Genomic DNA, 14,310 nt, shown 5'->3' with positions numbered 1-14,310 from the left:
CCTCCAGGATAAGGGGACCGGCGCATGGCGCCCGCCCGCGACCGTCGCACCGGTTTCTCGCGACGGCGGCAATATGGAGCTTTCCTGGCCTATGTGCTCGCGGTGGCGGGTGCGGTGGTGGGTGCGGTGCTGCTTGTCGCATCGACCTTCAACCCGCCCGCCTTTGCCGCCCTGCGCATGACGCTGGGCAGCGTGACCGCGCCCATCTCGGGCACGTTCGTCGCGATCGGGGACGCGGTGAGCAGCGTTCCCGACGCGATCGGCCATTACTTCTTCGTCCATTCCGAAAACGACCGGCTGCGCGCCGAACTCGAACAGTCGCGCAAGATCCTGCTGACGGCGCGGACCATCGCCCATGACAATCGCCGGCTGCGGCGGCTGCTGGCGGTTCGCGACCGCACGCCCGACACCGTCGTGACGGCACGGCTGGTCAGTTCGACGGGAGCCAGTGGCCGCCGCTTCGCGCTGCTCAACGCAGGCCGCTGGCAGGGCGTCGAGCCGGGCATGGCGGTGCGCGGGCCGGAAGGGCTGATCGGGCGCGTGACCGAGTCGGGGCCTGCCGCCGCACGCGTCCTGCTGCTGACCGATCCCGAGAGCATCGTTCCCGTGCGGCGCACGCGCGACGGCATGCCCGCCATTGCGGTCGGACGCGGCGACGGCACGCTCGACGTCCGGTCGGTGGCGACCAATGTTCGGCTGGGCAAGGGCGACCTGTTCGTGACCTCGGGCACCGGCGGGCTCTATGCCCCGAACATTCCGGTGGCACGCGTCCGCACCGATGGCGGCGACGTCGCGGTGGCGCGCCCCTTCATCCATCCCGACACGCTGGACTTCGCCATCGTTCAGCGCGCCTTCATGCCGATGCCGCCATCAGCGCCGGCACCCCGGCCGTGACCCTCGACACCTATAATCCCTTCGACCCCGGACTGCCCCCCGCCCGCGCCCGTGCGCTGCCGTGGCTGACCGTGATGGCCGCTTCGCTGACCGCGATCGTGCCGGTAGTGGCGATCGTACCGTTGCAGCCGCCGATGGGCCTGCTGATGCTGCTCGCCTGGCGGCTGGTCGCGCGTTTTGCGCTGCGCCTTTGGGCGGCCGCACCGCTCGGCCTGTTCGACGATCTGGTGTCAGGACAGCCGCTCGGTTCCGCCGTCCTGCTCTGGTCGCTGACCTCGCTGGCCATTGACTTGTTCGAACATCGTCTGGTGTTCCGCGACTTCTGGCAGGATTGGCTGATCGCCAGCGGCGCCATCGCATTCTGCCTGATCGCGGGGCGTTTCCTGGCGGTGCCGGTCGGCGCGCAGGTCGATGCGCCGCTGGTCATCCAGATCGCCATCACCATCCTGCTTTTTCCGATGGCCACGCGCCTGGTCGCGTGGATCGATCGCAAACGCGGGCGGAATGAGGTAGGGGCCTGAGCATGGATCGCCCCGGCCGGATCATGACCGAGGCCGCGCAGGCCTATAGCTTTTCGCGCCGCGCCTTCGTGCTGGGCACGGCCCAGGCGGGCGTCGGCCTGATGCTGGCCGGGCGGATGGCGTGGCTGTCGATCGCGCAGAACGAGAAGTACAACCTCCTTTCCGAGAGCAACCGCGTCAACACGACGATGATCCCGCCGCGTCGCGGCTGGCTGATCGACCGGCACGGCGTTCCCATCGCCAACAATCGCACCGATTTCCGCGTCGACATCATCCCCGACCGGCTGGAGGACAAGGATCGGGTGCTGGAACTGCTCCGCCGGATCCTGAAGCTGGATGACGAGGCGATGAACCGCATCCGCCTCGACCTGGAACATGCGGCCGGGTTCCAGCCGGTCCAGGTGGCCGAGCGTCTGGACTGGGAACGCTTCGCGGCGGTCAGCGTCCGCCTGCCCGAATTGCCCGGCGTTCAGCCGACACGCGGATTTGCCCGCTTCTATCCGGCAGGCCCGGCGGTCGCGCATCTGACCGGCTATGTCGGTACGCCGACCGCCGAACAGTTCAAGGCGACACACGACCAGCTGCTCGTCACCCCCGGCTTCAAGCTGGGCAAGGACGGGCTGGAAAAGATGCTGGAGCCATATCTGCGCGGCAAGCCCGGCGCCAAGCGGGTCGAGGTCACCGCGCGCGGCAAGGTCGTCGCAGAACTGGCCACCCGGCCCGACACGCCCGGCCGCAATATCCGCCTGACCATCGATGCAGGGTTGCAGGAATATGCCGCGCGCCGTCTGGGCACCAATTCGGGCTCGGCGGTGGTGCTCGACTGCCGGACCGGTGAGACGCTGGCGATGGTGTCGATGCCCGCCTATGATCCCAACAGCTTTTCGGACGGGATCAGCCATCTCGAATGGGCGATGCTGTCAGAAAACGATCACGTGCCCTTGATGAACAAGGTCACGCAGGGGCTGTATCCCCCCGGCTCGACCGTCAAGCCGATGAATGGCCTGGCGCTGCTGGAGGCGGGAGTCGGCGCGAACGACCGGGTTCTCTGCACCGGTGCGATGCGGGTCGGCACCGGCGTCTTCCACTGCCATAAGCGGGGCGGGCACGGCGCGCTGAACCTGAAGGGCGCGATCGAGCAGAGCTGCGACATCTATTTCTACGAGATGATCCGCCGCATGGGCTATGACCGGATCGCGCCGATCGCGCGGATGGTCGGGCTGGGGCAGAAATTCGACCTGCCGCTCAGCACCCAGCGTTATGGCACCGTGCCCGATGCGGCCTGGAAGCTAAAGAAATACAAGACGAAATGGACCGTCGCCGATGGCCTGAACGCGTCGATCGGTCAGGGCTATGTGCTGGCCAATCCGCTCCAGCTGGCGGTGATGGCGGCGCGGCTCGCATCGGGGCGGCATCTTCAGCCCAGCATGCTTGCGCATCAGGTTCATCTCGACGCGCCCGCCCTGCCCGTCGCCTCCGAGCATCTGGCGGTGGTGCGTGACGCGATGTTCGGCGTGGTCAACCAGGGCGGGACCGGCGGCGCGGCGCGGATGCTGGTGCCCGGTGTCAGCCTGGCGGCCAAGACCGGCACGGCCCAGGTGCGCCGCATCACCATGGCCGAGCGGCGCATGGGCGTGCTGAAGAACGGACAGTTGCCCTTCAAGCTGCGCGACCACGCCCTGCTCGTCTGCTTCGCGCCCGCCGACAATCCTCGCTACGCCGCCGCCATCGTGCTGGAGCATAATGGCCATACCGTGCGCAATCTCGACGCGCCGCTGATCGGGCGCGACATCATGACCTATCTGTTCGACCGCGACCGCGCCTTGGCCTCGCTGGCCGAGGGAGAGCCGACCTGGGGCGGCGACATCGCCACCCGGATGCGCGCCGAAGAAGCCGCCTACCGCGCGGCGCACGCACCCCAGCCTGCTGCCGCCGCGACCAAGACCGATGCGGGCGCCGCGACCGACTCCCCCGCCGTCGAGGCGGCGACCAACGTCTCCGACGCGCAGGCCGAGGCGATGGCGACGCGCGACACCGATCCCGAAGACGCAGGCGACCCCAATCCGTGAGCGGCCCCCGCATCATCCCCGAACCGATCGCGCAGCTGCCCTGGCTGGTCATCCTGCTGGTCACCGCCATCGGCTGTTTCGGGCTGGTGGTCCTCTATTCGGCGGCGGGCGGATCGCTGACTCCCTGGGCCAAGCCGCAGGGCGTGCGCTTCTTCGTCCTGCTGGCCGGATCGCTGGTGCTGTCGCGACTGCCGCTCGACCTGTGGCGGCGGATCGCGATGCCGGGCTATCTGGTGCTGGTGGTCGCGCTGGTGCTGGTCGAACTGCTCGGAGCGGTGCGGGGGGGCAGTCAGCGATGGCTGGACGTCGGCTTTATCCGCCTTCAGCCGTCCGAACTGATGAAGCTGTTCATCGTGCTGGGCGCGGCGCGCTTCTATGAACTGATGCCCCCGGCCGAGACGCGGCGCTTCTCGGGCATATGGCCCGTCGCCGCGATGATCGCGGTGCCCGCCGCGCTCGTCATGAAGCAGCCCGATCTCGGCACCGCGCTGATGATCTGTGCGGGCGGGGCGACGGTCATGTTCCTGGCCGGCGTGCCGCTGCGCCTGTTTATCGGCGGGGCGATGGCGCTGGCGGTCGCAGCGCCGCTGGCGGTGAATTTCGTTCTGCACGATTATCAGCGCAACCGCGTCCTGATCTTCATGAACCCGGAAAGCGATCCGCTGGGCACCGGCTATCATATCAGCCAGTCCAAGATCGCGATCGGATCGGGCGGCATCTGGGGCAAGGGCTTCCTGAACGGCACCCAGAGCCATCTCGACTATCTGCCCGAGGGGCATACCGACTTCGTCTTCGCGACCATGGCCGAGGAATGGGGGCTGGTCGGCGGCTGTCTGCTGATCCTGGCCTTCATCCTCGTCATCCGCTGGGGCCTGAACGTCGCGCAGGCGGCGCAGACGCGCTTTGCCCGGCTGACGGCGGCGGGGCTGTCCACCACCATCTTCATCTATGTCATGGTCAACCTGATGATGGTCATGGGCCTGGCGCCGGTGGTCGGCATCCCCCTGCCCCTGGTCAGCTATGGCGGGTCGTCGCAGATGACGGTGCTGTTATGCCTGGGCATATTGATGGCGATCGACCGCGAGAACCGTCGCCCGGCGCGCTGGTAAGGCAAAAATTCCGCAAAAAGCATTTGCAAAGCGGTGAAGGCCTGCTAAAGGCGCGCCTCCCGATCACGAGGCGGGCCGCCGAACGGCCTGACGAGCGTGACGAACGGACGCATAGCTCAGTTGGTAGAGCAGCTGACTCTTAATCAGCGGGTCCTTGGTTCGAGCCCAAGTGCGTCCACCAGTTTCTCCAACGGCTCTGCAGCGATGCGGGGCCGTTGTGCTATGGGGCCGTCCGGCCCCCAACGGGATAGATGATTGATGGCAGGATATAAGGTTCCCGGTTTCGCCGATCGTGCATCGGCTTCGCGCGACGCCAAGGCCGCCGCGCTGGAAAAGCTGCGCAACAAGGCTGCGCCCGACCCCGAAGTCGTCGCTGCCCGCGCCGCCGCCCGCGCGGCCAAGGAAGCCGCCGAGGCCGAACGCCGCGCTGCGCACAAGGCCGCGATCGAGCAGGAAAAGGCCGCCCGTGAGGAAGCCCGCGCCAGGGCGAAGGCCGAGGCCGAGGCTGCTGCGGAGGCCGCTGCCGCCGCTGCGCGCCCGCCGGTGGTCCCGACCGCCGCCGAGCTGAAGGCCGCGCGCGACGCGCGCTACGCCGCACGCAAGGCGCGCCAGGGCAAATGACCCCGCGCGAGCTGCTGGGCATCGCCGAGGTGCCGGGCGGCGAGCCCCTGCGGCTGTTCCGCCGGGGCAAGGACTTCATGATCGTGCTCGATCGCAATGAACTGATGAGCACGCGCATGAGCGGCTCGGAAGTGGCGCTGGGCACGATGACCTGCGACCGGCTGGACGGCCGGTCCGCGCCGCATCTGCTGATCGGCGGCTATGGCATGGGCTTTACCTTGCGCGCCGTGCTGGCCCGGCTGGGCCGCGATGCGCGGGTGACGGTGGCCGAGCTGGTCCCCGGCATCATCGAATGGGCGCGCGGACCGATGGTCGAGCTGACCGCCGGATGCCTGGACGATCCGCGCGTGACGCTGGCCATGGGTGACGTGGGCAACGCGATCTATGCGGGGCGCGGGACCTATGACGCGATCCTGCTCGACGTCGACAATGGGCCTGACGGGCTGACCCGCCCGGCCAATGACGGGTTATATTCGAACCGGGGCCTGGACGAGGCGCGGGTCGCGCTGCGTCCCGGTGGCGTGCTGGCCATCTGGTCGGCCGCGCCCGACCCGCTCTTTACCCGGCGACTGTCGCGCGCAGGCTTCCTGGTCGACGAGGTCAAGGTACGCGCGCGTGAGAATGGCAAGGGCGCCACACACACCATCTGGTTCGCGACGCCGCGGTAAGAGCATACCGCCGCCCTCACCCTTCCCACCCGCTATCGCAGCCAAGCACCTTCCCTCTCCCAGCGGGAGAGGGAGGGAGGCGCGAAGCCCCGGAAGGGTGAGGGTGTGGCGGGTCAGTCCTCTCGCTTGGCCCCGTCCAATTCCTTGCGAACCCTTGCCTGCTCGGCGGCATCGCGCTGCTTCTCAGCCTTACTCCGACCGAACCGCGCACGGTTCTCCGCCGCCTGCTGCTCGGCCGCCTTACGGACCAACCCCTTGCGCGCCTGACGAAAGTTGACGACCTCGCCCATCAGTGCCGCCGAAGCCGCCGGAACAGTCCCTTGCGCTGGCTGAACGCCTCGAACATCTCGTCCGGCCCTTCCGGATCGAGCACTTCGTTATCGGCCAGCCATTCCTCGACACTCGACAGGTCCGGCACTTCAAAGGGACGCAAGCTCCGCCCCCCCTGCCCACGCAGCGCCTCGACCGCGGCAATCAGCGAGCCGGTGCGGGCGACCGTGTCGCCGACCAGCCTGGGCGCGATGCCCAGATGCTCGCCCAGCAGGTCGTCCCGGATGGCCGCGATCCGCCGTCCGGCCGGGCTGTCCGCCTCGACCGCGATCGCCAGATCGCATTCGGTGTCCAGCCGCATGGACCGATTGTTCAGGTTGGACGAGCCCAACCGGAAGACCCGATCGTCTGCGATCAGGATCTTGGCATGGCAATAGATCGCCTCGCCCCCGGCAGTGAACGGGTGATAAATTCGTAGCCGGCCATGCCGGTCCCGCCGCCGCAATGCCTCGACCAGCCGCGCACGCGCGGTGTCCATCGCGATCGGCTCCAGCCAGCCTTGCGCGGTCAGCGGGTTGATGATGACGAATTCGGGGCCGTTTTCCTCGTCCAGTCGCCGGGCGATGGCCTCGGCCACCCGGCGCGAGGCAAAATACTGGCTCTCGATATACACGTACCGCTCCGCCCGCGCGATCTGGGCCAGGAACAGCGCCTCATTCTCATGGACCGGCGCCTGGTCGTCCATTTCCGGCATGGTCCGGGCGATGGCCACCGGCTGGTTGGTGAAGTCGGGCTCCAACCCTTCCGGCCAGCAGCTTGCGCCCGGCACGGCAGGCCCCATCGGCTTGCCGCCCGCTGCGTGCCAGCGCTCGCGGAACAGCTCGCCCAGTGCGTGCGTCACCGGGCCCTCCACCGCGCTGATCGCGTCGTGCCACGGCTTGTAGGGCTGGCCGCCGGGCCGCTTGCGACCGGGATCGTCATCGCGATGCTCGCGCGTATCCCAGCGCTCGCTGGTCATGTCGATGCCGCCGCAAAAGGCGAGCTGGTCGTCGATGATGACGATCTTCTGGTGGTGCGAGGCGGCGATCGGGTGATGGCCATCCAGCTTGGTATGAATGCGCTTGTGCGCCATCCACTTCAGGACGGTGAAGAAGGTTCGCCCCCGGAACAGCGACTTGATCGCGCCGGTGTCCCAGCGGAGCAGAAAAATTTCCAGCTCGGGCTGGCGCTGGACGAGCGAGTAGATGAAGTCGCCGACCGTCTCGCCGGGTGCCTCGTCATGATCCAGGACGATGCGCGCGTCGAAGTCCCAGCCGATCAGCAGGATCTGGCGCCGCGCATTCAGCATCGCGCGGCGGGCCATCCGGAAATATTCCTCCGCATCGACGATGACTGCCATGCGATCGGCCTGCTCGATCCGCCAGCATTCCTGTCCGACCTTCAACGACGATCTCCCCTGTTGACGCCCGCGTCATGCCCCGACGATCCGGCACTGGCAAATGCCGAAACGGCCAATGCCCGCAAAAGGTCATGGGAGTGCAGGCGAAAAGGGATCAGAATATGCGGTAGCGGACCGGGCGGATCGTCAGGGACTGTCCGGCGGCGGCCTCCTCCGCGACGGGCAGGTCGAACGTCAGAGGCTCGGCGACCCCGGCAAGCTCTGCCGTGATCCGACGGGACCGGCCGATAGGGCGGCTCGCCAGCACGGTGACAGGCAGCGCGTCGACGGCGCCGGGCTCGGCCAGCTCGACGTCGTGCGGCCGGATATGGATTTCGCCCCCGCCCTGCCCGCGCGCGTCGTCGCGCACGGTCGCCAGCCCGTCGCCGATGATCGCTCCGCCGTCGCGCCGCGTCACGGGCAGCCGGTTGGTTTCGCCGATGAAGGACGACACGAAGGCGGTGGCAGGTGCGCTCTGCACTTCGGCGGGCGTGCCGATCTGCTCGATCACGCCGCCACGCATCACGACGATGCGGTCGGCGATCTCCAGCGCCTCTTCCTGGTCGTGGGTGACGAAGATCGAGGTCAGCCCTGTCTCGTCATGGATGCGCCTTAGCCAGCCGCGCAAATCCTTGCGCACCTGCGCGTCGAGCGCGCCGAACGGCTCGTCGAGCAGCAACAGGCGCGGCTCGATGGCAAGCGCGCGGGCCAGCGCCACGCGCTGGCGCTGGCCGCCCGACAGCTGTGCGGGGTAACGATCGCCCAGTTGCGGCAGTTGGATCAATTCCAGCAACTCCGCGACCTTCGCCGCGATCGCGGCCTTGGCGGGTCGGTCGCGCCGTTTACGGACCGTCAGGCCGAAGGCGATGTTGTCGGCGACCGTCATGTGGCGGAACAGCGCGTAATTCTGGAACACGAAGCCGATGCGGCGCTCGGCGGCGGGCGTGCCCGTCATGTCCTGTCCATCGAACAGCACATGCCCCTCGTCCGCAAAATCCAATCCCGCGATGGTCCGCAGCAGCGTGGTCTTGCCCGACCCCGACGGGCCGAGCAGCGCCAGGAACTCGCCCGGCTTCGTCTCCAGCGTGACGCGGTCCAGCGCGGTGAACCCGCCGAACCGGCGGGAGATATTGTCGACGACGATGCTCAATGCGCGGCTCCCGCCCGGTGGATGCCGAAACGCCATTCCAGCACGGTCTTCACTCCCAAGGTCACCAGCGCGAGCGAGGCGAGCAGAGACGCCACCGCAAACGCGCCGACAAAGTCATATTCATTGTACAGGATTTCGACATGCAGCGGCATGGTGTTCGTCAGCCCCCGGATATGCCCCGAGACGACCGATACTGCGCCGAACTCGCCCATCGCACGGGCATTGCACAGCAGCACGCCGTAGAGCAGGCCCCAGCGGATATTGGGCAAGGTGACATGCCAGAAGGTCTGCCATCCGCTCGCCCCCAGCGACCGCGCCGCTTCCTCGTCGTCGCGACCCTGCTCCGCCATCAGCGGGATCAACTCGCGCGCGACGAAGGGAAAGGTCACGAACACCGTCGCCAGCACGATGCCCGGCACCGCGAAGATGATCCGCACGCCATGCTCGGTCAGCCACGGTCCCAGCCACCCCTGCGCCCCGAACAACAGGACGAAAATCAGGCCGGACACCACCGGCGACACCGAAAAGGGCAGGTCGATCAGTGAGATGAGCAGGCTTTTGCCACGAAAATCGAACTTGGCAATCGCCCAGGACGCCGCGACGCCGAAGACCGCGTTGATCGGCACCGAGATGGCCGCCACCAGCAGGGTCAGCCGGATCGCCGCAAGGGCATCCGGGTCGACCAGCGCGTCCAGGAAAACCTGCCACCCCTTCGCAAGGGCTCCTGCGAAGACCATGACCAGCGGCAGGAACAGGAACAGCGCCAGAAAGAGAAAGCCGACCCCGATCAGCGTCCACCGCGCCCAGGGGCTCTCGATGGTGGTAGGGTTGGAGCCGCTCATCGTGTCCCCCGCTTGGCGCGCCACGCCTGGAGCAGGTTCACGAACAGCAGCATCGCAAAGGATAGGACCAGCATTACGCAGGCGATGGCGGTGGCTCCGTCATAGTCGAACTGCTCCAGCTGGGTGATGATGAGCAGCGGCGCGATCTCCGACTTGAAGGGCATGTTGCCTGCGATGAAGATGATCGAGCCATATTCACCCACCCCCCGCGCAAAGGCGAGCGCAAAGCCGGTCAGCAAGGCTGGGGCAATGGCGGGCAGGATCACCCGGCCGAAGGTCTGCAGGCGGGAAGCGCCGAGCGTGGCGGCAGCCTCTTCGACATCGCGTCCCAGATCGGCAAGTACCGGTTGAACCGAACGAACAATGAACGGCAAGCCGATGAAAACCAGGGCGATCGTCACGCCCAACGGTGTGTAGGCGACCTTGACGCCAAGGGGCGTGAGCAACGACCCGACCCAGCCATTTTCGGAATAGAGCGACACCAGCGCGATACCCGCCACGGCCGTCGGCAGCGCGAACGGCAGGTCCACCGCCGCGTCGATCAGCTTCTTACCCGGAAATTCATAGCGGACGAGGATCCACGCGATCAGCAGCCCGAACACCGCATTGATCGCCGCCGCCGCCAGCGCAGCGCCGAAACTCAACCGATAGGCGGCCAGCGCTCGCGGCGACAGCCCGACCTCGGCAAAGCCGTCCCAGCCCATGCCCGCCGCCCGGATGACGAGCGCCGACAACGGGACCAGCACCACCAGCCCCAGCCAGAAGATGGTCATGCCCATGGTCAGGCCGAAGCCCGGCAGCGCCGAGCGGCGCTTCCTCCGCAACACCGCGATCAGCGCCGCTTGGCCTGACCGCCATAAATGGCGTCGAACACCCCGCCATCCGCAAAGAACCGCTTCTGCGCCGCGCCCCAGCCGCCGAAATCCTGGATGGTCACCATGTCCAGCTTGGGGAAGGTGGCGGCGTGCTTGGCCAGCACCGCCTGGTCGCGTGGGCGGTAGAAGTTGCGCGCGGCGATCTCCTGCCCTTGCGGGGTGTAGAGGAACTTCAGATATTCGGTGGCGACCGGCTCGGTACCATGGGCCTTGGCATTGGCGTCGACCACCGCGACCGGCGGCTCGGCCAGGATCGAGATGGAGGGCACGACGATGTCGAACTTGCCCGCGCCCAGTTCCTTCTCGGACAACAGGGCCTCATTCTCCCAGGCGATCAGCACATCGCCCAGTCCCCGCTCGACAAAGGTCGTCGTCGCGCCGCGCGCGCCCGAATCCAACACCGGCACATGGGCGTAAAGGTCGGCGACATATTTCTGCGCCGCCGCGTCCGAACCGCCTGCCTTCTTGCCATAGGCCCAGGCCGCCAGGAAATTCCAACGCGCGCCGCCGCTGGTCTTCGGGCTCGGCGTGATGACCTGCACGCCCGGTTTCACCAGATCGGCCCAGTCGCGAATGCCCTTGGGATTGCCCTTGCGGACCAGAAACACGATCGTCGAGGTATAGGGCGCGCTATTGTCGGGCAGCCGGCTCTGCCAGTTGGCGGGCAGCAGCTTGGCTCGCTCGGCGATCGCGTCGATGTCATAGGCGAGTGCCAGCGTCACCACATCGGCCGACAGCCCGTCGATCACCGAGCGCGACTGCTTGCCGGACCCGCCATGGCTCATCCGAAACGAGACGGTCTTGCCGGTCCTGGCCTGATAATCTTTGGCGAAGGCGGCGTTGATATCCTTGTACAGCTCACGCGTCGGATCATAGCTGACGTTCAGCAGCTCGACCGAGCCCTTGCCATTGCCGCCGCCCGAACAGCCGGACAGACCGACCGTACCGATCATCAATGCGGCCATCATGGCCGGAAATGGTGCTCGCATCTGGACCCGTCCCTTTCGTTTCGGCGCGTAACCTATCTCGATCCCCCCGATAGGAAATGCCGTAAAGCTTGGGACGCACAAAGCCCTGCTTTTGCTCCCTCGATCCTGACAGGAGCCCGTTTTGGCCCTGCCCGGCCTTGTATCGCCGGGGTGCAAGGCCGATCTCCGGCCCGCATTCGACTCCCATAGCCTTTCGGAAGGATTCTCATGACCGACCAGCAACTCGATGTAAAAACCGGCCTTTATATCGGTGGCGAATGGCTGGGGCCGGAGGGGCGCGATACCCAGGCAGTGCTGAACCCGGCGACCGGCCAGTCGCTGGGCGAGCTGCCGCTGGCGACCGCTGCCGACATGGACCGCGCGCTGGAAGCCGCCGCGCGCGGGTTCGAGCAGTGGCGAAAGACCGCCCCGCAGGAGCGCGCCGCCGTCCTCCACCGCACCGCCGCCCTGGTCCGCGAGCGCGCCGAGGAGCTGGCCCGACTCGCGACCCTGGAGGAAGGCAAGCCGATCGTCGAGGCGCGTGGCGAGGTCGCCGCGACCGCCGCCCTGCTCGATTTCCATGCCGGTGAGGCGGTCCGCATCTATGGCCGCGTGCTGCCGCGTCCCACCGGCACCCGCTCGCTGGTGCTGCAGCAGCCGGTCGGCCCGGTCGCGGCCTTCTGCGCGTGGAACTTCCCCGTGATGAACCCGGTGCGCAAGATTTCACCCGCCATTGCGGCGGGATGCTCGGTCATCCTGAAGCCCAGCGAGGAAACCCCCGCCAGCGCCATCGCGATCATGCGCTGCTTCCAGGATGCGGGCCTGCCCGGAGACGTCGCGCAGCTCGTCTTCGGCGTACCCGACGCGGTGTCGCGCCACCTGCTTGCCTCGCCGGTGACCCGCAAGCTCAGCTTCACCGGGTCGGTGCCGGTCGGCAAGCATCTGCTGAAGCTCGCGGCCGATACGGTGATGAAGTCGACCATGGAATTGGGCGGGCATGGCCCGGTGCTGGTGTTCGACGATTGCGATCTCGACAAGACGCTCGACATCCTTGTCACCCACAAGTTCCGCAATGCAGGCCAGGTCTGCGTCGCCCCCACCCGTTTCCATGTGCAGGAGGGGATTTACGAGCGTTTCGCCAAAGGCTTTGCCGAGCGCGCCGCCGCGCTGAAGATCGGTGACGGCCTATCCTCTGACACGCAGATGGGACCGATGGCCAACCCGCGCCGCCCCGAGGCGATCGGCGCGATGATCGAGGACGCCGTGCGGAACGGCGCGCGCAAGCTGACCGGCGGCGAGGCCAAGGGCGGGGACGGCTTCTTCTTCTCGCCCACCGTGCTCGCCGATGTGTCGCTCGACGCCAAGGCGATGAACGAGGAGCCGTTCGGCCCGATCGCGCTGATCCGCCCGTTCGCCACCACCGAGGATGCGATCGCCGAGGCCAACCGCCTGCCCTTCGGCCTGGGCGCCTACTGCTTCACCGAGAATGGCCGCCGACAGAACCAGCTGGCCGACGAGATCGAGGCGGGCATGGTCGCGATCAATACCGTCCGGCTCAGCTGGGGCGACGCGCCCTTCGGCGGGGTCAAGGAAAGCGGCTATGGTTCGGAAGACGGCCCCGAAGGCATCGTCAACCATATGATCACCAAGGCGGTTCACATCGCCTGATGAAAAAATGGGGTCAGGCCCGCGCGCGATAGGCCGCGCGGGCCGCCTCCACTTGCGGCTGATTCGTGTCCGCCCAGCGGATCAGCGCCCGCATCGGCATCAGGAACGACCGGCCCAGATCGGTCAGGCTGTACTCCACGCGTGGCGGGACCTCCGGATAGACCGTCCGCTCGACGAAGCCGTCTTCCTCCAGTCGCCGCAGCGTGCGCGACAGCATCTGTTTCGACACATCGCCGATCCGCCGCAGCAGGACGTTGAACCGCAACGTCCCCGGCTCCAGCGCGGCGAGGACGAGAAGGCTCCACTGGTCGCCGATCCGGTCCAGCACTTCGCGGATCGGGCACCCACCCTCCCCCGTCAGCGGCGTGGTCACGCCGGTGTGACTTGGTCCCTCGAAAAGGACGTCTTGTGGGACGGTCTCACTCTGCATAGCTCGATGGTCTACAAAGTGGACCATGAAAAGGAAAGACCATGAAGATCGCCCTGATTGGAGCCTCGGGCAATGCCGGCTCGCGCATCCTGAAGGAATTATCGGATCGCGGCCATGCCGTGACCGCCATCGCACGCCACCCGGAACGGATCGCCACCCTGCCCGGCGTGACCCCGGTTGCGGGGGATGCGAACGCTGCGGCCGAACTGGCCGACATGCTTCGCGGACATGACGTTGTCGTCAGTTCGATCTTCTTCTCCGCCATCGATGCCGCCAAGATGATCGGCATCGTTCGCGCGTCGGGCGTAAAGCGCTATCTGGTCGTGGGTGGCGCTGGCAGCCTGGAGGTCGCGCCCGGCCAGCGCCTGATCGACCAACCCAATTTCCCGGAGGCCTATAAGACGGAGGCGAGCGCGGGTGTCGAATTTCTCGACCAGTTGCGCGGAGTCGAGGACCTGGAATGGACCTTCCTCTCCCCCTCCGCGATGTTCGTCCCCGGCGAGCGGACCGGCCAGTTTCGCCTGGGCACCGACACGCTTCTGTCGAACGCGCAGGGCAGCAGCATCTCTTTCGAGGACTATGCCATCGCGCTGGCCGACGAAATCGAGCAGCCGCGCCACATCCGCGAGCGCTTTACGGTCGGTTATTGAACGACTTGCGCAGTCGGGACCGGACGGTTGGTCCCGACTGCCAAAAAAATGTCAAAAACCCCCTTGGCAGGTCGGACATGCCCGGCTAATAGCCGCCCCACCAGACGGGGACTTGGCTCCCCGCCATGCCGCAGACC

The 14,310-nt window shown here is 67.1% G+C and carries 15 protein-coding genes and 1 tRNA gene; 9 read left to right on the top strand and 7 right to left on the bottom strand.

Features of this window, described 5'->3' with window-relative positions:
* Positions 1–24 precede the first annotated feature (24 nt).
* The 7 genes from mreC to NS355_RS01395 all read left to right on the top strand — a co-directional run bounded on the left by mreC (position 25) and on the right by NS355_RS01395 (position 5,882).
* A complete protein-coding gene (gene mreC, locus NS355_RS01425; RefSeq protein WP_058744030.1) occupies positions 25–894 on the top strand; it encodes a rod shape-determining protein MreC in 870 nt (289 codons plus the stop codon).
* On the top strand, positions 891–1,415 hold the full coding sequence (locus tag NS355_RS01420) for a rod shape-determining protein MreD (RefSeq protein WP_058744029.1): 525 nt from the start codon (positions 891–893) through the stop codon (positions 1,413–1,415). Before mreC ends, NS355_RS01420 begins: the two co-directional genes overlap by 4 nt.
* A 2-nt stretch (positions 1,416–1,417) precedes the next feature.
* Positions 1,418–3,484 (top strand): penicillin-binding protein 2, encoded by a 2,067-nt coding sequence (gene mrdA, locus NS355_RS01415; protein ID WP_058744028.1) that lies wholly within the window; start codon positions 1,418–1,420, stop codon positions 3,482–3,484.
* The gene (gene rodA / locus NS355_RS01410) at positions 3,481–4,593 is read left to right on the top strand and encodes a rod shape-determining protein RodA (protein WP_058744027.1); all 1,113 of its coding nucleotides are present in this window, start codon (positions 3,481–3,483) and stop codon (positions 4,591–4,593) included. Before mrdA ends, rodA begins: the two co-directional genes overlap by 4 nt.
* A 105-nt stretch (positions 4,594–4,698) precedes the next feature.
* Positions 4,699–4,774 (top strand) — tRNA-Lys (locus NS355_RS01405).
* A gap of 77 nt (positions 4,775–4,851) precedes the next feature.
* Positions 4,852–5,214 carry a DUF6481 family protein gene (locus NS355_RS01400; RefSeq protein ID WP_058744026.1) on the top strand — a complete coding sequence of 121 codons (363 nt, stop codon included), beginning with the start codon at positions 4,852–4,854 and terminating at the stop codon, positions 5,212–5,214.
* Positions 5,211–5,882: a spermidine synthase gene (locus NS355_RS01395; RefSeq protein WP_058744025.1), complete on the top strand. Its 672-nt coding sequence runs from the start codon at positions 5,211–5,213 to the stop codon at positions 5,880–5,882. The genes NS355_RS01400 and NS355_RS01395 overlap by 4 nt, the downstream gene beginning before the upstream one ends.
* 113 nt (positions 5,883–5,995) lie before the next feature.
* Here the strand turns inward: NS355_RS01395 and NS355_RS18060 are convergent, their stop codons facing one another.
* From NS355_RS18060 to NS355_RS01370, 6 genes are all read right to left on the bottom strand, one after another.
* Positions 5,996–6,172 (bottom strand): DUF4169 family protein, encoded by a 177-nt coding sequence (locus NS355_RS18060; RefSeq protein WP_084787427.1) that lies wholly within the window; start codon positions 6,170–6,172, stop codon positions 5,996–5,998.
* Positions 6,172–7,551 carry a phospholipase D-like domain-containing protein gene (locus NS355_RS01390; RefSeq protein ID WP_058744273.1) on the bottom strand — a complete coding sequence of 460 codons (1,380 nt, stop codon included), beginning with the start codon at positions 7,549–7,551 and terminating at the stop codon, positions 6,172–6,174. Before NS355_RS01390 ends, NS355_RS18060 begins: the two co-directional genes overlap by 1 nt.
* A 154-nt stretch (positions 7,552–7,705) precedes the next feature.
* The gene (locus NS355_RS01385; protein ID WP_058744024.1) at positions 7,706–8,740 is read right to left on the bottom strand and encodes a sulfate/molybdate ABC transporter ATP-binding protein; all 1,035 of its coding nucleotides are present in this window, start codon (positions 8,738–8,740) and stop codon (positions 7,706–7,708) included.
* A complete protein-coding gene (gene cysW, locus NS355_RS01380) occupies positions 8,737–9,582 on the bottom strand; it encodes a sulfate ABC transporter permease subunit CysW (protein ID WP_058744272.1) in 846 nt (281 codons plus the stop codon). Before cysW ends, NS355_RS01385 begins: the two co-directional genes overlap by 4 nt.
* The gene (gene cysT / locus NS355_RS01375) at positions 9,579–10,409 is read right to left on the bottom strand and encodes a sulfate ABC transporter permease subunit CysT (RefSeq protein WP_153007977.1); all 831 of its coding nucleotides are present in this window, start codon (positions 10,407–10,409) and stop codon (positions 9,579–9,581) included. Before cysT ends, cysW begins: the two co-directional genes overlap by 4 nt.
* 5 nt (positions 10,410–10,414) lie before the next feature.
* Positions 10,415–11,446, bottom strand: coding sequence for a sulfate ABC transporter substrate-binding protein (locus NS355_RS01370; protein WP_084787426.1), 1,032 nt, complete (start codon positions 11,444–11,446; stop codon positions 10,415–10,417).
* A gap of 207 nt (positions 11,447–11,653) precedes the next feature.
* Between NS355_RS01370 and NS355_RS01365 the strand changes: the two genes are divergently transcribed.
* Entirely contained in the window at positions 11,654–13,093 is a 1,440-nt protein-coding gene (locus NS355_RS01365; RefSeq protein ID WP_058744022.1) for an NAD-dependent succinate-semialdehyde dehydrogenase, read from the top strand.
* A 13-nt stretch (positions 13,094–13,106) separates the two neighbouring features.
* On the opposite strand, the gene NS355_RS01360 is transcribed toward NS355_RS01365, so the two are convergent.
* Complete coding sequence (locus tag NS355_RS01360) at positions 13,107–13,466, bottom strand: winged helix-turn-helix transcriptional regulator (protein WP_058744021.1); 360 nt, start codon at positions 13,464–13,466, stop codon at positions 13,107–13,109.
* A 98-nt stretch (positions 13,467–13,564) separates the two neighbouring features.
* Between NS355_RS01360 and NS355_RS01355 the strand changes: the two genes are divergently transcribed.
* A complete protein-coding gene (locus NS355_RS01355) occupies positions 13,565–14,173 on the top strand; it encodes an NAD(P)-dependent oxidoreductase (RefSeq protein WP_058744020.1) in 609 nt (202 codons plus the stop codon).
* Positions 14,174–14,310: the final 137 nt, after the last annotated feature.

The organism is Sphingomonas yabuuchiae, assembly GCF_001477495.1.
GTDB classification, from domain to species: domain Bacteria; phylum Pseudomonadota; class Alphaproteobacteria; order Sphingomonadales; family Sphingomonadaceae; genus Sphingomonas; species Sphingomonas yabuuchiae_A.
This window is presented reverse-complemented; position numbering and strand designations above follow the sequence as displayed.